Here is a 21,892-nt window from a genome sequence, read left to right on the forward strand (position 1 = left end):
GGTTCTTTACGAGAAAGCGCTAAAAGTTGTTCAGATATGTTTGGGTTCAATGTTAATAACCAGTGATTTTATATAGCCTATATTAGATCAAATATTTAAGCGGAATGGTATAACTCACGAACTCGCTCAGCTGCCGTTCATTAAATTAACTTTGCTTTGTTTATGGCTTTGATTTAGGATCAAATCAGTTTAAAAGCAAGAACTAATGGCCTGTGTCTAGATTACTTATTTGTTTATTATTATTTTTTTCGAGTGCTTCAACCTTTGCTGTTGAGGTGACTAATTTATATCAAGATACTCTTAAAGTTGCAGACAAATCACGTGATGCTCGTTTGGCAGCAAGCCGTGAAGCGCTGCTAAATGTGTTGGTGAAAGTAAGTGGGGACACAAGCGCAGATCAAAACCCGGTTGCTAAACAACGCACCCGCGACATTTCCGATTACATGCTCAAATTTGAATATGACGAAAAAGCTGATGGCAGTTTAAATCTGGTCGTTAAGTTCGAAGCCAATAAGATTAATGCATTAATCAAAGATCTTGGCTTGCCACTTTGGGGGACACGTCGTCCTTTGGTGGCGATCTGGCTAGGCATTGAAGATAACTGGCGCCGTGAATTGGTTACTCAAGAATCATACCCACAGCTTGAACAGCTTATATACGACAAAGCAAGTCGTCGTGGTTTACCTGTGGTTGTGCCACTACTTGATTTACAAGATCGCGCTATTGTTGGGATACCAGAAGTGTGGGGTAATTTCTCTGAGCCTGTAGAGCGAGCTTCAAGCCGTTATAGTGCTGAGCGCAGTATTACTGCAAGAATGTATCAACAAGCTGATTCAGAAACCTGGATCCTTGATTGGCGTTTCACTAATGCTGAATTATTCGATACTAATCGTTTGATGGGTGATAAGCAGCAAATTGTTGCAGATATGATTGATAGTTTAGCAGGTGGCTTAGCAGCAGAATACGCAATAGATCCAACGATGATTGGCCAACTTGCTACAGCAACTTTCTATCTTAAAGGTATCAATAACTTTGTTGATATTGAATTTGCTAAACGCCGTTTAGAGAGCTTAAGTGTTGTTACTCGTGCCGTAATATCTGTGCGTACACCTGATAGCGTTCAATTTACTGTTAATCACACTGGCAGCATGAATGATTTTAGAAAAGCGTTAGAACTTGATAGTGCCTTTAAAGCGTATCAGGACCCGCGTGATTTCTATCAAGTAGTCAATAAAGATGAGCTTGAATATCAGTGGCAGGGGCTTTAATCGCAGTGCAAGAACCAATGCAAATGGCATTACCTGTTACTTTGCCTGATGATGAAACATTTACTTCTTATTTTGGTGGCGAAAACTCGCTTGAAGTGAGTCACCTTAAAGATGCGTTCACAAAGCTTAGTAACAAATTTCAATATACTTATTTATGCGGTTTGGGCGATTCAGGTAAATCGCACCTGTTGTATGCGACCTGTATTCACGCTCAAGAGCGCGGTTTGTCAACCATGTTACTTTCGATGCGTGAAGTGATTGACTACGGCCCTGTGGTACTTGAAGGTCTCGAAAACCTTGACGTGTTATGTATTGATGACGTGCACTTGGTAGCAGGCAACGATGCATGGGAGAAAGGATTATTTAACTTTTTCAATCGCTTTAATGAGCCGGGCAAATACCTTGTGGTCACAGCTGATTTATTACCTGACATGCTACATATCAACCTACCGGATTTAGTTTCGCGTTTGAAGTGGGGCACAACGTTACAAATTCGTTCAATGAGCGATGATGACAAAGCCGAAGCGCTCGTACGCCGTGCTCACATGCGTGGCCTTGAATTGACGGATGAATGCGCGCGCTTTTTATTAACGCGATTAAGCCGTGATATGCGTGCATTATTAGACGTTTTAGATAAACTTGACCACGCCTCAATGGCTGCACAAAGAAAATTAACAATTCCTTTTATAAAATCAACGTTAAAGCTTTAGTAGGGCTAGAATCTAGTCCTTGCTTTCAGTTATCATTAGCTATTACAAAAATCCTTCTGTGAAAGACCAGGTACTCAATGAACTTAGAAAATATTTTAGCGCAAGCACTTGAGGCAGTTGCCAGTGCGAATGAAATCGCGCAACTAGAAGATATCAGGGTTAATTACCTTGGTAAAAAAGGTGAAATCACCAGCTTACTTAAAACGCTAGGCAAGATTGCCCCTGAAGAGCGTAAAGAAGCGGGTCAAGTGATTAACCAAGCAAAACAAGAAGTACAAACAGCCATTAACGAAAAGCGTGAGTTACTAGCAAGTAAGGCTCTTGAAGAGAAGCTAGCGGCAGAAACGATCGACGTAACTTTACCGGGTCGTGTTATGCCAACAGGTGGCTTACACCCAGTAACTCGTACTATTGAACGTATTGAAAGCTTTTTTGGTGAGTTAGGTTTTGCGGTTAAATCAGGTCCTGAAGTTGAAGATGATTTTCATAACTTCGATGCGCTAAATATTCCTGAGCACCACCCAGCGCGTGCTGATCACGATACTTTCTATTTCAACCCTAAGCTTGTGTTACGTACACAAACAAGTGGTGTACAAATCCGTACCATGGAAACTGAGCAGCCACCACTGCGCATCATTTCTCCAGGTCGTGTTTATCGTAACGATTACGACCAAACACACACGCCAATGTTCCACCAAGTGGAAGGCTTAATGGTTGATACAGATGTAAGCTTCACTGAGTTAAAAGGTATTCTGCACGACTTCTTACGTAACTTCTTTGAAGAAGATATGGAAATTCGTTTCCGTCCTTCTTACTTCCCATTTACCGAGCCATCAGCTGAGGTTGATGTTATGGGTAAAAACGGCAAGTGGTTAGAGGTATTAGGCTGTGGCATGGTTCACCCTAACGTTCTTAAATCAGTGGGTATTGATCCAGAAAAATACACAGGCTTTGCATTCGGTATGGGTGTTGAGCGCTTGACGATGTTGCGTTACGGCGTAAACGACTTACGTGCATTTTTCGAAAACGATTTAAAATTCCTAAACCAGTTCCGTTAAGAGTGAAGATATAAAATGAAATTTAGTGAAAAGTGGTTAAGAGAGTGGGTTAACCCAGCAATCGACACACAGGCTCTTTCGGAACAGTTATCAATGGCTGGTCTTGAAGTTGACGGTGTTGAGCCTGCAGCAGCTGAGTTCACAGGCGTTGTTGTTGGTGAAGTGGTTGAGTGTGGTCAACACCCAGACGCTGATAAGTTACGTGTAACTAAAGTAAACGTAGGTGGTGATGAGCTACTTGATATCGTGTGTGGTGCACCTAACTGTCGTCAAGGTTTAAAAGTCGCTGTTGCGACTGTTGGCGCTGTATTACCAGGCGACTTCAAAATCAAAAAAGCCAAACTTCGTGGTCAACCTTCACACGGTATGCTGTGCGCATTCGTTGAGTTAGGTATCAGCGAAGAGGGTGATGGCATCATGGAATTACCAAGTGATGCACCAATCGGTACTGATTTACGTGAGTACTTAAGCCTAGACGACAACATTATTGATGTTGACTTAACACCAAACCGTGGCGATTGTTTAGGTATCAAAGGCCTAGCGCGCGAAGTGGGTGTACTTAACAGTGTTGATGTAAACACACTTGAAATCGCACCAGTTGCTGCAACGATTGATGACAAAGTATCGATTGAGCTTGTGAATGATGAAGCGTGTCCTCGTTATTTAGGGCGTGTAATTAAAGGTATTAACCTTGATGCAGAAACACCACTTTGGATGGTAGAAAAACTGCGTCGCAGTGGTATTCGCTCAATTGACCCTGTTGTTGATGTAACAAACTACGTGTTATTAGAGCTAGGCCACCCAATGCACGCATTTGATTTAAATGCGATTGAAGGTGGTATTAAAGTACGTAGCGCAAACGCGGGTGAAGAGTTAGTTCTGTTAGATGGCAACACTGCAAAACTAAACGAGTCAACGCTTGTGATTGCTGATCACAATAAAGCGCTTGCTATTGCAGGTATTTTTGGTGGTGAAAAGTCAGGTGTAACTGAAGCAACTTCAGATATTTTATTAGAAAGTGCATTCTTTAACCCTGTCGCTATTGCGGGTCAAGCACGTAGCTACGGTTTACACACAGATGCGTCACACCGTTACGAGCGTGGTGTCGATTTTGCACTGCAAAAAGATGCGATGGAACGAGCGACAGCATTACTTCTTGAAATTGTTGGCGGTGAAGCAGGCCCAGTTGTTGAAGCAGTTGCAACTGACAAATTACCAAAAGTAACAGAAGTGCGTTTACGTCGTGAGCGTTTAGACCGTGTAATTGGCCACCACATTGATGATGCAAAAGTAACTGACATCCTAACGCGTTTAGGTTTAGACGTTAAAGTTGTTGATGGTGTATGGAGTGCTGACGTACCTAGCTATCGCTTTGATATTCGTATCGAAGAAGATTTAATTGAAGAAGTTGCGCGTGTTTACGGCTATAACAGCATTCCTAACGTTGCACCAACTGCTAAATTAAAAATGACTAACCATGACGAGTCGCATGTTGCAGTAACTAAATTCCGCAATACGCTTGTAACACGTGGTTACCAAGAAGCAATTACTTACAGCTTCGTTGATCCAAAAGCACAAGCAATTTTACACCCGCAAAGTGATGCGCTTGTATTGCCACACCCAATTTCGGTTGAAATGTCGGCAATGCGCGTGAGCTTGATGCCGGGTCTATTAGCGTCTCTAGTTTATAATCAAAACCGTCAGCAACCACGCGTCCGTTTATTTGAGCACGGCTTAAAATTCTTACGTGACGAAAATGCTGAAAACGGTGTAAACCAAGTTGCTGTTATCGGTGGTGTAATCTCAGGTCTTGCACACGGTGAACATTGGGTTCAAGAGAAGCGTAGCGTTGATTTCTATGACTTAAAAGGTGATGTTGAAGCACTTTTAGCTATTAGTAACGATTCATCACGTTTTGAGATAAAAGCAGAGCAGTCTGATGGCTTACACCCAGGCCAATCAGCGGTTATTTATGTTGATGGTAAAAAAGTAGGTTTCTTTGGTGCAGTGCACCCACAGGTGCAAAAGTCACTAGATATCAACAACACAGCATTTGTGTTTGAAATCGAAATGTCTGCACTAGAAAAAAGAAAATTACCAGAAGCAGTGGCAGTGTCGAAATTCCCGTCAAACCGCCGTGATATAGCGATTTTAGTGGAAGATCACGTAAAATCTGGCGATATTTTAAATGTCATAGAAAAAGTTGGCGGAAATCAATTGGTTGACCTAAACTTATTCGATGTGTATAAGGGCAAAGGTATTGAGCCAAATTATAAGAGTTTGGCGATTGCTCTAACACTGCAAGCGGTTGATAGAACGCTCGAAGAGAAAGATATCAATCAAGTAGTTGATAATGTGGTGGCCGCACTGGCCGAACAATTTAACGCATCGTTGAGGGACTAGATATGGCGCTTACTAAAGCCGACATAGCTGAACACCTATTTGAAAAACTCGGGATCAATAAAAAAGATGCCAAAGATTTAGTTGAAGCGTTTTTTGAAGAAATCCGCTCAGCGCTAGAAAAAGGCGAGCAGGTTAAGCTCTCTGGATTTGGTAACTTTGATCTTCGAGATAAAAAAGAACGTCCAGGCCGCAATCCGAAAACAGGTGAAGATATTCCTATTTCGGCGCGCAGAGTTGTGACTTTTAGACCAGGTCAAAAGCTAAAAACTCGTGTAGAAGTTGGCACAAGCAAAGCAAAATAAGAAAAGGCAGCGTTAGCTGCCTTTTTTATTTGTCTGAGCACTGCACATTAGCGAGTTGGAAGTATCAAAACCCGCGTGGTGATACGAAGCTTCCTTCTTGGATACTGTCGAAAGTTTTTTGTGCTAAATCATCTAAGCTGTCTAGGCTTTTGCCTGCGGCAGCAAGTTGATGTTCGATAGGTAAAATATCGACATCTTCATACCCTGATAATTGTGCCACGCGTGCAAACGTGTAGGCATGCTTATACTTTTCGTGTTTGTAGAATAAGCTCACAAGAGTAGGGTAGATCTCAGGGTTGGGTGTTTCACCTGCTTGATTTAGCTCTAGCGTTTTGTAGAGCAAATCAATGGTTTTTTCATCATCAAACTTCACGTAGTAGCTAGCTAAGAAAAACTGCATTTCGGCATCTTCAGTCACCCGTTTATCTTGTTTTTCTTCCAAGGCGAGTAATTTAGTTAACGCAGATTGGTCATTATTACGTGACCAATGGTAATACAACAAGCCTGGGTGGTCTGTGTTTTTGGTATCTTGAAAAATACGTGTCATTTCTTTGATGCTTGTTAAATGACCTTCAACACGAGACGTAGTTTTTTCTTTTAGTTTTATATGCTCAATCTTGGCCGCAAGCGATACGCATTGATCGTATTTCTCAAAGTCTTTTAATAATTGGTATTTGTTTTCGTCTGTTGGCGACTTATATTCAACATAACGTTGAATGATGACCTCGGCACGTTGCTCTTTACAGTGACTGTCTTTATTTAAATCACTGCAGAAGCCAGGTGTTTCGTCGCACACTTTCGCCAGTGTAAGCGGATCTTCACAGCCTGCTAATGCCAATAAACCAAGCAACACGCTTGCTCTTAATAACATTCCTTAACCTCTACTTAATTTGTACTACTTTATTCTAGCGCAATGATTTGTTCTGTAACAGTGGAGAATCGTTCGAGTTTAAATTAGAATACCCCTGCCTGAGATGTGTTGCTCTCAAATCACAACACATTTTTTAAGGCTATCCGTTCAAAATTGTTTAATTAGGTAAAAAAAATGACCTCATCTCACGAGTTAGAATACACAAGCAGCTGGCAAGAACGTCAAGATTACGCAGAAAGTATGCAACCTATCATTGGTAGACTTTACCGTAATCGTGGTATCGAAATCGCTGTATACGGCCGTCCTCTCGTTAATGCCAGTACAATCGATATCATCAAAGCACACAAAACAGTTGCTCAGTTTGAAGGTACAAAACTACGTTTACGTGAAAGCTTCCCTTTCTTAGAAGCAATTAGCAAAATGGACTTAAACTCAGCACGTATCGATATTGGTAAACTAGCGTATGGTTATTTGTTTAACGATGCTGCTAAAGGTCGCTCAGTTGAAGAGTACTTAACTGACGAATTAGCAGAAATCGCAAACTCAGAGCGTAAAGAACCACGTGATGTTGTGTTATACGGTTTCGGTCGTATCGGTCGTTTATTAGCGCGTCTTTTAATCGAGAAGTCAGGTCCTTATGCAGACCTACGTTTACGTGCAATCGTTGTACGTGGTGGTAAAGATGGTGACCTAGAAAAGCGTGCAAGCTTACTTCGTCGTGATTCTATCCACGGTCCATTCAATGGCTCAATTACAATTGACAAAGAGCGCAATGCAATTAAAGCTAACGGTAGCTACATCCAAGTTATCTATGCTAACTCACCAAGCGAAGTTGATTACACAGCTTACGGCATTGAGAATGCGCTTATTGTTGATAACACAGGTATTTGGAAAGACGAAGCAGGCCTTGGTCAGCACTTAGAAGCGAAAGGCGCAGCTAAAGTATTATTAACTGCACCAGCTAAAGGTAACATCAAGAACATCGTGTACGGTGTTAACAACCAAGATATCAAACCTGAAGATAAAATTGTCTGTGCAGCAAGCTGTACGACCAATGCTATTACGCCAACGTTAAAAGCGCTTAACGATAAGTTTGGTATCAAAAATGGTCACGTTGAAACTGTTCACTCGTACACCAATGACCAAAATTTAATTGATAACTACCACAAAGCTGAGCGTCGTGGCCGTGCTGCTGCACTTAACATGGTTATCACTTCAACAGGTGCTGCAAAAGCGGTTTCTAAAGCTTTACCTGAGCTTGAAGGTAAACTAACTGGTAACGCTATCCGCGTTCCTACGCCAAACGTATCAATGGCTATCTTGAACTTAAACCTTGAAAAAGGTACAACTGTTGAAGAACTAAATGCGTTCTTACGTGAAACAGCACTTCATTCAGACCTTCGTGATCAAATCGATTACACAGCGTCTACTGAAATCGTATCGACTGACTTAGTAGGTAGCCGTTACGCAGGTGTTGTTGATTCACAAGCGACAATCGTAGATGACAACCGCGTTGTACTTTACGTTTGGTACGATAACGAGTTCGGTTATAGCTGTCAGGTAGTACGTTGTATGCGTGATATGGCTGAAGTAACTTTCCCAAGCTTACCTCGCTAATACCTAAGTTATAAAGAATCTAGAAGCCAGCATTATGCTGGCTTTTTTAGTCGTGAAAGTTTTTGCAAATTTTCAGCATGTGATAGGCTGTTAAGGGTCTACACCATATTACTAACAAAACGTTCTAACTACAGAGCGTTGACTTAATTCTTAACTAACAAGCGAATAGCTAAGAATTATTTTTAACCAATAGGTTTATAGAATGAAAATCACCAGCAATTTTGACAGTGGTAATATCAAGGTTATTGAAGCCGTTGATCCACTGAATATTCAATTAGAAATCAATAAAGACAATCAGTCTGATTTTTTCCAGTGGTTTCACTTTCGTCTTGAAACAACTGCGTTTCAAAACCATAAATTACACATTAATAACCTAGAGAACTCAGCATACCCTGATGGCTGGGAAGGTTACCATGCGGTTGCATCATACGACCGTCAAACTTGGTTCCGTGTTCCATCTGAGTACGCAAACGGCACACTATCATTTGAAGTAGAGCCTGAGTGCGGCAGCATGTACTTTGCTTACTTTGCGCCATACAGCTATGACCGTCACTTAGATTTACTAGCATGGGCACAAAGCCAACATGCCTGTAAATTAGAAACATTAGGCGAAACCCTTGATGGTCGTGATATGAGTGTTTTACGTGTGGGTATTCCTAGCAGTGAGAAGAAAAAAATCTGGATCACGGCGCGCCAGCACCCAGGCGAAACTATGGCTGAGTGGTACGTTGAAGGTTTACTTCATAAATTACTTGATGATGAAGACCCACATGCAGCAGCATTATTATCTAAAGCGGTATTCTACATCGTGCCAAATATGAACCCAGATGGAAGTGTGCGTGGTCACCTACGTACTAACGCTAAAGGCGTTAACTTGAACCGTGAATGGCAAACACCGAGCATGGAAAATAGCCCTGAAGTTTTCTTAGTGCTTAACAAAATGCGAGAAACTGGCCTTGATATGCACTTAGATATTCATGGTGACGAAGCAATTCCTTATAACTTTGTTGCGGGTAGTGAAGGTATCCCGGGCTACGATGATCGCTTAAAAGAGTTAGAAGATAGCTTTAAAGCTGCGCTTTTAACTGTGACGCCTGAGTTCCAAGACGAACATGGTTATCCAAAAGATGAGCCGGGCCAGGCTAACTTAACTGTCGGTTCTTCTGCTGTCGCGCATGAATTTAATGCATTAGCTTACACGGTAGAGATGCCATTTAAAGATAACGATGATTTACCTGATCCAGATTATGGTTGGTCAGATCGTCGCTCGTATCAATTTGGTCAAGATACGTTAGCGGCTATTGTTAACGTGGTTGATAAATTAAGATAACGACCCTTACGGGCATCAGCAAAACTGATGCCCGTAATTGTATCTGATACCAATTTGCAAAAATACTTAATTAAACAAATTGGTATGAAAGTTAAAAAAGCAGCGGTGCAGAGCAGGATGCATCGAATGTTAATTTAGTAGGTACATTTATCATATTGAAAATTAACTGTTAACAAACTTGGTTGGTTTAAGTTAATATCCAATATATTCAGCTGTGAAGTAACAAAATTTCATTTTTATTTCTCACAGTTATCGTGTCGCGCATTCTCACAAGCTCACGCTGAGTATCGTAACTAACAATAAAAAATATAATCATAGAGGATATCCATGGAAGCTTTAGTAAGCGCCGTTAACGACATAATTTGGAGTGATGCACTCATTTATTTATGTCTAGGTGCAGGTCTGTTTTATTCCGTTTTAACCCGATTCGCACAAGTTAGACATTTTAAAGAAATGTGTAAATTATTACTTAGCTCTAATAATTCAGATACGGGTATTTCTTCGTTTCAAGCGCTAGCGGTTTCGTTATCAGGCCGTGTAGGTGTAGGTAATATTGCCGGGGTTGCTGCAGCAATCGGCTTTGGTGGTCCGGGTGCGATTTTCTGGATGTGGATAGTTGCGTTTCTTGGCGCAAGTACTGCGTATGCCGAGTCAACACTTGGTCAGATTTATAAATCAGAAGAAGACGGTCAATACCGCGGTGGCCCAGCATATTACTTCGACCGCTGCTTACAGCAAAAGTGGTTAGCCGTATTATTTGCAGTATCGGCGATTATTGCTTGTGGTGTATTCCTTCCGGGCGTTCAAGCGAATGCGGTAGGTAATGCATTCACACAAGTTTTTGGTGAAGGCACATTGGTTAGCACCAGCTTTGGTGAAGTAGGTAGCTTTAAGTTGGTTGCTCTTGCAATCATCTTAATTGTCCTTGCATTTATTATCTTTGGTGGCATTAAACGTATCGCAAACTTCACACAAATTGTGGTGCCATTTATGGCGCTAGGTTACATCGTGTTAGCGTTAATCGTGGTGTTCTTAAACCTAGATAAAGTGCCAGGTATCTTCTCAATGATCTTATCTGATGCATTTACCGCGCAAGCAGGCTTTGGTGCTGCAATTGGTTGGGGTGTTAAACGTGGTATTTACTCAAACGAAGCAGGTCAAGGTACGGGTCCGCATGCAGCATCAGCTGCCGAGGTAGATCACCCAGCTCAACAAGGCTTAGTGCAAGCATTTTCTGTTTATGTTGATACCATTTTTGTTTGTACAGCAACTGCGTTAATGATTCTAATCACTAAACAATACAACATTGTGGGTGAGTTACCTGCAGGTCAATTCATTGTGCAAAACGTTGATGCTGCAACTGAAGTAGGCTCTGCGGCTTTTACACAAATGGCATTATTTAGCGTATTTGGTGGCTTTGGTGAAGCATTCGTTGGTATTGCTTTATTCTTCTTCGCATTTACTACAATTCTTGCTTATTACTATATTGCTGAAACGAACGTTGCTTATTTAAACCGTTATTTCAAAGGCAATATTCCGTTGGTTGTTGTGAAGTTTGTCATCATGTTTATGGTGGCTTACGGTATGGTAAACAACTCAGGTTACATCTGGAATATTGGTGACATTGGCGTAGGCTTAATGGCCTGGATCAATATTGTGGGTATTTTGGCTATTTTCTTTGTCGCAAAACCTGCACTTAACTGTTTACGTGATTACGAAGATCAAAAGAAAGCCGGTGGTGAAATCACTTTTGATCCCGTTAAATTAGGCATTAAAAATGCGACTTTCTGGGAAAAGCGTCTATCTGAAAAGGCGAAACAGAAACAATAAATCGATTTTTTGAGTTTTTACGGTGAATTTAGTTGTGCAGGTTTTCGAATCTTCATAAATGAATGAAATTCAAAAAAGACATCGACTCATAAAACAAGTACAATAAAGGGCGCCTAAAGGTGCCTTTTTTATGCGTAGTATGGAGAAAGATATGGCGATTATTAGTTGCCCGCAGTGTGCAAAATCAATATCTGACAAACATAAGCAATGCCCGCATTGTGAATGCCAAGTCACCGATCTAAGCAATGAGCAATTGCAGCAAATGAAAAAAGAAACGCGCATTCGTAGACAACAAAAGTTTATGAATCAGTCTTTCCTCGCACTGATTTTATTTTTAGGGGGCTTTTTCTGTTATTACTTTATGCACCCCGAAGCAAAGTCTCTTGAGTGGTATGCCTATACATCGGCAATGGCAGTAGGTTTTGTGTGGTATCTTGTAAGCCGCATCTATTTAGTTGTTTTAAAAAAGAAAAAGTAACATGAATATTGATCACATCGTTAAAAATATCACCCCAGAAGTATTTGAACGTCTTCAGTATGGTGCCTCTACGGGTAAGTGGCCAGACGGCACCCCTTTGACTGAGGAGCAAAAACAACAAACCGTTCAACTCGTGATGCTTTATCAAGCTAAAGTTTCGCAAAGCAATGAGCAGTTTACCATTGGCGCAAATGGTGAAATGGTGCAAAAGAGCAAAGCTCAATTGCAAAAAGAATTCGCATCAGAAAATGAAATAGCTAGGTTTAGTGAAAATGATCTTTAAACACCTGTTTACTCCAAAATGGAAGCACCCTAAAAACCAAGTCCGTTTAGCTGCGGTTGAACGTCTTGATACAGAGCGTGACCTTAGCATCTTAAATAGCATTGCCCTTGAAGACAGCTCAGCTGAAATCCGCAAAAAAGCATTAAACAAAGTGAACGATATCGTTTTATGGTGGCAAGCATACAAGCAAGACCAAGCACTGAAAGACCTTGCTGAGCAGCATATTAACCAAGCGGTTTTAAATACCGAAAGCCAACTAGATGCAAATATCAAAAATGAGTTTATTGAGCGTTACGCACCAGTCAAAACTCTTGAGAAACTCGCCTTTGCGGAAAAAGAACTTCAAGTTCGCGTTAAGTTATTAAAGCGTTTAGCAAACCCAAGCTTAATTGATAAAGCTTTTAAAGAAGGCCGTGAAGAGCTGCAATTGCAACTTGTTGAGCTTGTGATTAATCATCAACTTGCTAAATCACTATTAAAGCATGCAAAAGGTGAGGCGCATACCCAACTGGCGACTCATCTTGACAATGAGCGCTTAGCGATAGAAATGCCTGCCAAAGTAGAAGCTGATACACGTGTGGTATTAGCAAAGCTTAATGCGCTTCGTGATAAAAATGACTTTCAGTTAGTTTCGATGCTACATGCTGAGTTATTACAGCAGTGGCAAGCTATCGAACTAAAATGGCTGAGCGATGAGCAAGTAAGCACGTTAGATAAGAAATATTCAGCGATTACGCAAAAGCTTGAATCGCATATTGCAGTTTTAAGTAAAGAGCATGAAGCAGCGCAGCAAGCGTTAGCTGAGCAACAACGTCAGGTATTAGCACTTGCAAGCCTTGAAGCAATTGGCGAAGAAATTGAAAATGCATTGCAATTAGGTTTAGAAACACCAGAGCAAATTCAACAAGATTGGCTAGAGGCAAAAGTTGCAGAGGCAAAAGATGCCTTAGTAGAGGCGGACTTAGCTGATAACCAAACTGTGCGTGATGTAAAACAACATTTAACAAATTTATTTAAGCAAGTTGAGCAGTTACCGCAACTGGTTAGTGCTATTGCTGAGTTTAAAGAGGCATTTGAACAATTAAATATCGTTGCGACAACTGAAGATGAAAGCGAGTTTGACGGGTTAAAGCAACAGTTTGAGCAACAGCAAAAACTAGCACGTAAAAAGCTGGCAAGTATTCCTAGTCGTTTACAAGGTCGCTTTAAAGCCAATTTAGCTGAAGTAGTAAACAGCTGGCAGCAAGCGATGGCACCGCTGACGAATAAGTTTGAGAAAAATCAACAAACAGCTAAGCGCAAAGCTCGTGATGTAAAACGCTTAATTGAGCAAGGTCGCTTTAATGTTGCCTTTGGTGTGTTTAAAGGCTTTGAAGAGCTATACGCAACACTTACAGACTATTACAAACAGCCATTAAATAGCCTTAAAGCTGATTTAGAAGCGCAACTAGCAGAAGCAAAAGATTGGCAAAAATACGCATCGGCACCAAAGCGTGATGCGCTACTCGTTGAAGTAAATGAACTTGTTGCAACCGAGTGTACTGACCCTAAACAACGTGCAGAGCAAGTTAAACAGTTACGTCGACGATGGAATGAGTTAGGGCGTTTAGATACTGATGAAGAAAAACAACAAGGCGAGTTATTCGATCAACAAATTGAATTACTGTTTGCGCCGTGTCGTGAGTATTTCGCAGAGCAAGAGCAGCAACGTGAACAAGCTAAAGCACAGCGCGTTGAAATAATCTCGCAAATGCAGCAGTTAACAGAGCTTGATAGCTCTTCTGGTGAGTTTGATTGGAAGCAGTTTGAAAGCAAGTTCAACCGTACCGCGAAAGCGTGGCGCTCTGCAGGTAATGTTGATCCTAAAACATACCGTGAACTACAAGCGCAATTCAAAGCTGCACAATCACAAGTTCAAACTCAACTTGCTGCATTTCATAAAGCAAACGCTGATCAAAAAGCAGCACTTGTTGAGCAAGCAACACAGTTATCACAAAGTGATGATTTAGCTGCTGCGTGCCAAGAGCTAAAAGCGCTTCAACAAACTTGGCAGACTATTGGCTTTGCAGGAATGAAAGCTGAAAACACCTTATGGCAGCAATTCAGACGAGTTAATGACGAGACTTTTGCTAAGCGCAGTGCCGAGTTTGAACAGCAAAAGCAAGTACAGCAACAAAATGACGAAGTTGCCGCAGAGCAGTTAAGTGAGCTTGAGTCTGCACTTGAGACCGTGGTGCATCTTGCACAGCTTAAAGATTTAACAGTGAAGCTAGCAGAGCTTGAATACTCAAAAGCATTATCGGCACGCGTGACTCAGTTAGAGGCAGCGATTAGTGCAAAATCAGCGCTAATTAGTAAGCAAGCAGAGCAGTCTAAATTAACGGCTTTATTTGCTGCTCTTGAAAGCAACAGTGAACTACCTTCGCAGTTCCAAGCTCCATTAACAACTAAGCTAAACGCTGCGCAGCTGTTAACCCGTATCGAAATTCTGGCAGGCGTAGAATCGGCTGATAGTCAGTTACGTATGACAGAGCAAGTTGCGATGTTAGATGATAAACACCGTGGCGAACAGGCAGATGTTTATTATTACTTAAAGCAATTACTTGCAGTCAGTGAGGGTTCAGTTTCAGCTGACACACTAGCAAGGCTTAAAGCAATATTTGCAATTTAACGAATAAAACCGCTTTTTAAAGCGGTTTTTTTCCGTGTGTTTTTGAGGAAAACAATGAGAATTTTATTACTACTTACCTGTTTATTTTTAGGGGCATGTAAAACGACAGATCAAGGGATGTCTGTTTACTCGTTTAGCAATTCTGAAATTGAAGCAGCCCTTGCTAATCAATTACCAAAACTAAGTGAACAGATTAAGCTGATGGGCTTGCCAGTTGATTTTGCGGTAAACGACCTGAGTGTCAATGTTGGCCCAGATAAACGTGATGTGGTGGTTTTAGGGGCCGATTCTAGTGCCGTCATCAAAGCGTTTGCGCTTAAGTATCCAGTACGCTTAAAGCTACAAATCGAAGGTAGCCCATTTTATGACAGCGAGAAAAAAGCGGTCTTTTTACGTAATGTAAAACTGGTTGATACAACAATCGACACCGCGGGTTTCAAGGGCAGCTTAAACTTATTAGACGACGAAGCAATGCAAGTGATTAACGGCTTTTTAGCGGTTAACCCTGTCTATAAGCTAAATATGAACGACCCTAAAGTCGCACTATTGAGTAAATTGCCATTAGATATGAAAGTATCTCAGGGTGAAATTATTTTAGTGCCCACACTGTAAAACTATTTGATATTTTAAAGCGGCTTCTAGCCGCTTTTTTTGTAATTGCTTGTTAAGCATGTTTAACCTTGTCATAATTGCTCGTGATATTTCGCGAATTGAGTGATGGCTATGATCAAGGAATTTTTAAACGACCCCACATTGCTGCTAAATGCCGTAGGTGAAGGTATTTATGGCTTCGATTTATCGGGTAATGCAGTTTTTGTAAACCCTGCCGCTGAGCGCATGACAGGCTGGAAAGCAGACGAACTCCTTGGTAAAAAAATACATCAATATCATCACCATACTCGTAAAGATGGCTCGCCATATCCCGCGGATGAATGCCAAATATATTGCACCATGTTCGATGGCAAACACCGTCATGTAAACGATGAAGTATTCTGGCGTAAAGATGGTAGTTATTTTGCTGTTGAATATACATCAACACCAGTGTACAAAAACGGTGCCCTGATTGGGGCAGTCGCGATTTTTCGCGATGTATCCAAACAACAGCAAACAGAAGCGGCGTTGCGTGATGCCTTAGCACAAGTTCAGCACCTATCTGAGCAGCTTCAAGCTGAAAATGCTTACCTTATTTCAGAATTAAATGAAGATTGGCAAGATTCTGGTTTAGTCGGCCAAAGCCATTCATTTCAAAGTATGCTTGAGCAAATTACTTTGGTAAGCCAAACCAATAGTACGGTTTTGATTTTAGGTGAAAACGGCACGGGTAAAGAGCTGGTGGCACGAAACCTTCACCGCTTGAGCAATCGTGCGGAGCAACCTTTCATAAAAGTGAACTGTGCGGCGTTTTCAGCCAACTTAATTGAGTCTGAGTTATTTGGTCATGAGAAAGGGGCGTTTACTGGCGCTAATGAACGCAGAAAAGGGCGTTTTGAACTGGCTGATAAAGGCACTTTATTTTTAGATGAAGTGGCAGAGCTGCCATTAGAGGCGCAAAGTAAATTACTGCGGGTACTACAAGAGCAAGAGTTTGAGCGCGTCGGGGGCAGTCAAACTTTAAAAGTCGATATCCGAGTGTTGGCTGCAACAAATCGTAACTTGTGGCAAATGGTTGAGCAGGGTAGCTTTCGAATGGACTTGTATTATCGCCTAAATGTGTTTCCCATTCGTGTGCCTGCGCTTCGTGAACGCAAGGAAGATATTCCACTACTTGCTGCAAATATTATTACGCAGCTGAACAAGCGCTTAGGTAAACAGTTAAAAGGGCTTAGCAAAGCAACACTCACCAAACTGGCGAATTATGATTGGCCAGGCAATATTCGTGAGCTACAAAATATCCTTGAGCGTGAAGCTATTTTGTCTAAGCAAGCTGTGTTAAAGCTGTCTGCACCTTTGAGTAACGAGCAATCAAATGAGCAGGTGGTTTCTCTTGATGCTGTACAAAAGCAGCATATTTGTGAGGTGCTAAAGCGCTGTAACGGGCAAATATCAGGTGAAAATGGTGCTGCAACCTTGCTGGGACTGCCTGAAAGTACCCTTAGATCAAAGATGAAAAAGCTAGCGATAAAGCGCTAAATCGTGAAATATCGCGATAACTCGCGATATATCGTGCTTTTGGTTGTTTGAATGTGAATTTAATCATTTAATATCAATAGCTTATTTTTATTTTGTGTTGGCCTGATAGTTGCTTTGTCAGGCTATTACCGACACAAAAGTAAGTAGCAAAATGAAATTTGATATTAAAGAGCAAGACTTAATCATCAAGCCCTACAACCAAGAAGGGCCAATTTATATTCGTGAGCAAAAGGGGTATTTCCAACGTATCCGCCGTTACTTAGGCTGGGTGCTGATGCTGACGTTCATCGCCATTCCGTGGATCCCTTATGATGGCCGCCAAGCCGTATTACTCGATGTAGCGAGCCAAAAATTTACCCTGTTTGGTTTAACGCTGTTACCACAAGATTTTATGATCTTAGCTATGTTATTTATGACAGGGGCGTTTGCATTGTTTTTCGTCACTAATTGGTTAGGGCGTGTTTGGTGTGGTTACACTTGCCCTCAAACAATTTGGATGCTGATGTTTACTTGGGTCGAACACAAAGTTGAAGGTAACCGTAATCAGCGTATTAAACTTGATAAAGCTGAATGGTCAGTAAGTAAATGGCAAAAGAAAATTACTAAGCATGCAGCTTGGCTGGTGATCTCATTGCTTACATCTATGTCATTTATGGCTTATTTCATTCCTGCTAAGTCTCTATACATGAGCTTATTTACCCTAGAAATGTCTGGTATCGTCAGCTTTTGGGTATTCTTGTTCGCGTTTTGTACCTATGGTAATGCGGGATTCTTACGTGAAAAAATGTGTACAGTGGCGTGCCCATATTCGCGTTTTCAGTCAGTGATGTTTGATAAAGACACGTTAGTTGTTACCTATGATCAAGCGCGAGGGGAGTCTCGTGGTGCGCGTAAGCGTAAAGCCGACCCTAAAGAATTAGGCTTAGGTGACTGCGTAGACTGTAACCTATGTGTCGAAGTATGTCCGGCGGGTATCGATATTCGTAATGGCTTGCAGTATGAATGCATAAACTGTGGCTTATGTATCGATGCATGTGATAGCACTATGGAAAAATTCAACTATCAAAAAGGCCTGATCAAGTACGCCTCTGAAAAACAAATGGAAGGCAAAACGACCAACCCATTTAGGTTAAAACTGCTTGGCTATGGTGGTTTAACGGCGCTGTTTGTCGTTGGCATGGTTGTGTGGATGGCAATGCGTACACCTATTGAGGCTTCTGTCATTCGTGACCGTAATGCCCTGTACCGTGTTAATTTTGAAGGTTTAGTAGAAAACCCATATACCTTATCAATTATCAACAAAACACAACATAGCTTGAGCTATTCAATCGGTATCAGTGGTATTGCAGAAGCAAGTTTACAGGTGCCGGAAAAGATAACTGTTGAAGCAGGTCAGATGAAACGTGTGCCTGTCACTGTGGTTGCTGATGGCTACGAGTTAAAGTCAAAAGTAACGCCTATTAGTTTTCACATTCAAGCATTAGAAGATGCTGATATCGCAATAACTAAAGAAACTAAGTTTTACCGAGATTAACCTCAATCACGGCTCTAGAAACGAAAATGGCTTGTTTTTAACAAGCCATTTCTGCAAATTCGAGCTGCTTTAGCACATAAGCTTTAGCGCTGTCTAAATCATCAAATAAACAGTCCATTATTTGAATTGGAGATTGTGCTTGTGCAATGATGCGTTTCATTTGATTAAGCACAATAGACGAGCTAAACATATAAGCGGTTGCTATACAGTTAGTACCTTGCAGGGCACGGAATAATTGAGTAAAACCACGTTCTGCATCAGGGGTGGTAGCAAGTAAATGGGTAGAATGACTAATATACGCCCACGGCTTTCCAGCGAAAGCAGTAATATGCTTTTTTAAATTGATTGCAAAGTCATTGACTAAACGAGCGTTAATATTGCCAGAAAACTGCCCAATAACAATTGGACCTTCAGTAATAATCCTGACACTGCCATAGTGATTCTTAAATTCCAATTTGCTTCCTTTTGAACTTAAAAAGAGCGCGAATTTTATACAATTCTATGTATGTGTCTAGTTATTTAGTATACAAATTTCAAAAAACATAACTTTTTCATTAATTTTATTTTTATGTGAATCCTATCTAATTATTTTGCATTGGAGTGAATAAATAATTCACTCCCTTTTTAAAATGCAGCTAACTATTTGTTAACAATAAAATTTAGAGCACCGGTAATTGAGGCTACTTGTGCATCAATACAAATGTCGTCATTTGCCTGTGGGCTATCAGGGTAAACCTCTGTTGTTGTAACATATTCTGCATCGGTTAAGCCCATACATAACCCCAGTTTTTTCGCTTGGTAATTAATCACACCAAATTGAGTTTGTGGTACGCCAATCAACTGGTTATTCTCATCACTTGGTGCGATGTGGGTTACTTTCTCAACTGATTTTATAATCGCTGCCTGAAATGCATCATGCGGACGCTCACTATCAGCGACAAGATAAAAGCCATCTGGGATATTCCAGTTATCGTGGGTCGTTGCATCACGTGCTGCTAGAGCAGGGCGAAACTCACTATTATCAGTGTCTGTCGTTTCATGTAGGTCAATATGCACATAAGGTGCAATAGTGTTATCGGCTAAATATTGCATAATTGCTGCAGACTCTTCAGCGGGGCTATCTGCATAGAAAGAGCGATTTGGATCCGTGGCATTTGGATTCCAGCGGTTAATCGTTTCATACCCCCAAGGGCTGATACACGGAGCCACTAAAATATTAAAATCAGCAAAGTAGTCTTTGGCACTTCTCTTAGCAAACGCTAAAGCACCATGCACGCCACTTGTTTCATAACCATGAACACCACCGGTAACCAGTACAACAGGTTTATCAGCTTGCCATTGTTTGCTCTTTAAAATGTAAAGAGGGTATTTGTCGCTGTCGTAACTTAATGCGCCATATTGCTCAATATTGAAATCGCTTGATAAAGAGTCTAGTTGCGATACAACATCATCTAAATAGCTACGCTTTACTGACTGTAATTCAAACCATGCTTTCTTATCTTCTTTGTTCCACGGCTTACCAGGGGTTCCTATAGGGTAACTCATAAAATACCTTGTTGTGACTTGCTGCAAAACGCCAAGCTTATCTAAGCTGTTAAGCTGCTGCAACTAGATAAGCTCAGTAGTAAAGTTACCTTGCTCGTACAGCTTTGCATGATGGTGCTTATGGGTCTCAAATAAGTATTTACGCAGTGCATCTTCACCCTGACACACTTTCACTATTTTTCCGGCAATTCCTTTGCTGGTCGTTCTTATTGGCTTTACGCTAAGAATAACCTGTTCTTCACTCGGTAAATTAAATGCCAACAGTATTTCTTTATTGAGAATAGGAGTTTGACGCTTTGGCTTGAGTAACACGCCCGTACTTGATAAAGACAATATTTGAAATTGCTCTGTGTGAATTTCAAGATCAGGCGTACGCCAGCTGCGTTCGATGCCTTTGGTATCTATTACTTCTGGTGCGCTAAGTACAGGGATCAGTTGGCCATTCTCGTCCTTGGTAAATTCAAGCGGAAACCACAATTGATAAATCCCTACTTCAGCAAGCAGTGTCAGTTTGGCATTGGTAAGTAAGCCGTTTAATTTATCAGGCAAATTGAGCCTAACAGACATTTTTGTATCGGTTGGATCGCTATCAGTCCGTTCAGCCTCGAATAAACGGTTGAAAAAAGAGAGTTCTTGTTCGGATAAATGTGCCATATAAAGCTCCTTTTAAAGCACGCTTACTTATATGTATCATAAATTGTTCAAATTATGCACGTATAATGAGCATTAATTGTGCCAGCTGCTTTGTGATTTCTTTTGCGGCGTATTTCACTTACACTGATAAAAAAACTAACAAGGATTTTATTTTGTCGAGCCTGACTGGTGTAAATAAAAGTTTAGTGATATTTGCTGCTTTAGTCGTTGTTTTAGCGGGTATTAAAGCCGCAAGTGTGATTGTTATCCCATTTGTATTGGCAGCCTTTATTGCCATTATTTGTAATCCCTTAATTCGTTTCTTTGCTAAATACGGTATTCCTAAAGGGATTGCCGTTGTGTTTGTTATGTTGATGATTGTTGGTGTAGGGATAAGCCTTGCCGGGTTGGTTGGGCAATCGATGACCGATTTTTCTGAAAAGCTGCCTGAGTACAAAGCACAACTAAAAGAAGAATTTGTCTGGGTGGTTAATGTTGCAGCGAGTTATAACATCCTGATTGATAAAGAACAGATTATTTCTTTATTCGATCCGGGCAAAATGATTGATGTTGCAACCAACATGCTCACAGGCCTCGGTGGCGTGATGGCGAATCTGTTTTTGATCATCCTAACCGTGGTATTCATGTTATTTGAAGGGCCTATGCTGAGCAAAAAAGTGCATTTAGCATTGGACGATCCTGAAATGAAAATGCAGCAGGTTGATCGCTTTTTAGATTCAATTAATTCTTACCTGGCTATTAAAACGCTGGTTAGCTTAGGCACAGGTATGCTTGCAGGCTTTATGCTGTGGGCACTTGATGTTGATTACTTTGTACTTTGGGGTGTAGTGGCGTTCATGCTTAATTACATTCCAAACATAGGCTCTATCATTGCTGCCGTGCCTCCTGTGTTACTTGCTTTGATAACTCAAGGCCCACTGGTTGCAGGGTTTATTGCTGGCGGATATTTGGTTATTAACACCGTCATGGGTAACATTGTTGAACCGCGCTTTATGGGTAAAGGGTTGGGTTTATCGACGCTGGTGGTGTTTTTATCGTTAATATTCTGGGGCTGGCTGATGGGGACCGTGGGCATGTTGTTGTCAGTCCCATTAACCATGATAGTTAAAATAGCCTTAGAGACTAGTCAAGAAGGGCGATGGTTAGCTACCTTGCTTGGCAATGGCGAAGAGCTAAAACTTGAAGAGTAATACCAATCCGCAATAATA

At 41.2% G+C, this 21,892-nt stretch carries 19 protein-coding genes; 15 read left to right on the top strand and 4 right to left on the bottom strand.

All coding sequences use genetic code 11. The features are described from left to right. Positions 1-212 precede the first annotated feature (212 nt). The 5 genes from CWC02_RS13915 (at position 213) to ihfA (ending at position 5,741) form a co-directional block, all read left to right on the top strand. Positions 213-1,268, top strand: a complete 1,056-nt coding sequence (locus CWC02_RS13915; protein ID WP_138618828.1) for a DUF2066 domain-containing protein — start codon at positions 213-215, stop codon at positions 1,266-1,268. Next, positions 1,268-1,978 (top strand): DnaA regulatory inactivator Hda, encoded by a 711-nt coding sequence (gene hda, locus CWC02_RS13920; RefSeq protein ID WP_171038282.1) that lies wholly within the window; start codon positions 1,268-1,270, stop codon positions 1,976-1,978. Before CWC02_RS13915 ends, hda begins: the two co-directional genes overlap by 1 nt. A gap of 77 nt (positions 1,979-2,055) precedes the next feature. Then, a complete protein-coding gene (pheS, locus tag CWC02_RS13925) occupies positions 2,056-3,036 on the top strand; it encodes a phenylalanine--tRNA ligase subunit alpha (protein ID WP_054552893.1) in 981 nt (326 codons plus the stop codon). 15 nt (positions 3,037-3,051) lie between these two features. Then, complete coding sequence (gene pheT / locus CWC02_RS13930; RefSeq protein ID WP_138602482.1) at positions 3,052-5,439, top strand: phenylalanine--tRNA ligase subunit beta; 2,388 nt, start codon at positions 3,052-3,054, stop codon at positions 5,437-5,439. Positions 5,440-5,441: 2 nt separating this feature from the next. Continuing rightward, entirely contained in the window at positions 5,442-5,741 is a 300-nt protein-coding gene (gene ihfA, locus CWC02_RS13935) for an integration host factor subunit alpha (RefSeq protein WP_002960690.1), read from the top strand. A gap of 64 nt (positions 5,742-5,805) precedes the next feature. Here ihfA and CWC02_RS13940 read toward each other — a convergent pair whose 3' ends face one another. After that, entirely contained in the window at positions 5,806-6,612 is an 807-nt protein-coding gene (locus tag CWC02_RS13940; RefSeq protein WP_138618830.1) for a DUF2989 domain-containing protein, read from the bottom strand. A gap of 174 nt (positions 6,613-6,786) precedes the next feature. On the opposite strand from CWC02_RS13940, the gene CWC02_RS13945 reads away from it, so the two are divergent. The 9 genes from CWC02_RS13945 to ccoG all read left to right on the top strand — a co-directional run bounded on the left by CWC02_RS13945 (position 6,787) and on the right by ccoG (position 18,485). Then, a complete protein-coding gene (locus CWC02_RS13945) occupies positions 6,787-8,229 on the top strand; it encodes a glyceraldehyde-3-phosphate dehydrogenase (protein ID WP_054552896.1) in 1,443 nt (480 codons plus the stop codon). A gap of 202 nt (positions 8,230-8,431) precedes the next feature. Next, positions 8,432-9,559 (top strand): M14 family metallopeptidase, encoded by a 1,128-nt coding sequence (locus CWC02_RS13950; protein ID WP_138618832.1) that lies wholly within the window; start codon positions 8,432-8,434, stop codon positions 9,557-9,559. A 327-nt stretch (positions 9,560-9,886) separates the two neighbouring features. Then, positions 9,887-11,389, top strand: coding sequence for an alanine/glycine:cation symporter family protein (locus CWC02_RS13955; RefSeq protein ID WP_138618834.1), 1,503 nt, complete (start codon positions 9,887-9,889; stop codon positions 11,387-11,389). Between the two features lie 151 nt (positions 11,390-11,540). Next, the gene (locus CWC02_RS13960) at positions 11,541-11,867 is read left to right on the top strand and encodes a hypothetical protein (RefSeq protein ID WP_138618848.1); all 327 of its coding nucleotides are present in this window, start codon (positions 11,541-11,543) and stop codon (positions 11,865-11,867) included. A 1-nt stretch (position 11,868) separates the two neighbouring features. After that, on the top strand, positions 11,869-12,150 hold the full coding sequence (locus CWC02_RS13965; RefSeq protein WP_054552899.1) for a YeaC family protein: 282 nt from the start codon (positions 11,869-11,871) through the stop codon (positions 12,148-12,150). Next, positions 12,140-14,821 carry a DUF349 domain-containing protein gene (locus CWC02_RS13970; protein ID WP_138618836.1) on the top strand — a complete coding sequence of 894 codons (2,682 nt, stop codon included), beginning with the start codon at positions 12,140-12,142 and terminating at the stop codon, positions 14,819-14,821. The genes CWC02_RS13965 and CWC02_RS13970 overlap by 11 nt, the downstream gene beginning before the upstream one ends. 54 nt (positions 14,822-14,875) lie before the next feature. Continuing rightward, the gene (locus CWC02_RS13975; protein ID WP_138618838.1) at positions 14,876-15,433 is read left to right on the top strand and encodes a YceB family lipoprotein; all 558 of its coding nucleotides are present in this window, start codon (positions 14,876-14,878) and stop codon (positions 15,431-15,433) included. A 111-nt stretch (positions 15,434-15,544) separates the two neighbouring features. Beyond that, entirely contained in the window at positions 15,545-16,951 is a 1,407-nt protein-coding gene (locus tag CWC02_RS13980; RefSeq protein ID WP_138618840.1) for a sigma-54 interaction domain-containing protein, read from the top strand. A 151-nt stretch (positions 16,952-17,102) separates the two neighbouring features. Then, positions 17,103-18,485, top strand: coding sequence for a cytochrome c oxidase accessory protein CcoG (gene ccoG, locus CWC02_RS13985; protein WP_138618842.1), 1,383 nt, complete (start codon positions 17,103-17,105; stop codon positions 18,483-18,485). 37 nt (positions 18,486-18,522) lie between these two features. Here ccoG and CWC02_RS13990 read toward each other — a convergent pair whose 3' ends face one another. The 3 genes from CWC02_RS13990 to CWC02_RS14000 all read right to left on the bottom strand — a co-directional run bounded on the left by CWC02_RS13990 (position 18,523) and on the right by CWC02_RS14000 (position 20,684). After that, positions 18,523-18,939, bottom strand: coding sequence for a hypothetical protein (locus CWC02_RS13990; protein ID WP_054552903.1), 417 nt, complete (start codon positions 18,937-18,939; stop codon positions 18,523-18,525). A 185-nt stretch (positions 18,940-19,124) separates the two neighbouring features. Beyond that, entirely contained in the window at positions 19,125-20,030 is a 906-nt protein-coding gene (locus CWC02_RS13995; protein WP_138618844.1) for a M14 family metallopeptidase, read from the bottom strand. A gap of 63 nt (positions 20,031-20,093) precedes the next feature. Continuing rightward, on the bottom strand, positions 20,094-20,684 hold the full coding sequence (locus CWC02_RS14000) for a hypothetical protein (RefSeq protein WP_138618846.1): 591 nt from the start codon (positions 20,682-20,684) through the stop codon (positions 20,094-20,096). A gap of 152 nt (positions 20,685-20,836) precedes the next feature. On the opposite strand from CWC02_RS14000, the gene CWC02_RS14005 reads away from it, so the two are divergent. Continuing rightward, positions 20,837-21,874, top strand: a complete 1,038-nt coding sequence (locus tag CWC02_RS14005; protein ID WP_054553083.1) for an AI-2E family transporter — start codon at positions 20,837-20,839, stop codon at positions 21,872-21,874. Positions 21,875-21,892 lie beyond the last annotated feature (18 nt).

Origin of the sequence: Pseudoalteromonas sp. S2721 (assembly GCF_005887425.1) — a bacterium.
In the GTDB taxonomy this organism is placed as follows: Bacteria; Pseudomonadota; Gammaproteobacteria; order Enterobacterales; family Alteromonadaceae; genus Pseudoalteromonas; species Pseudoalteromonas simplex.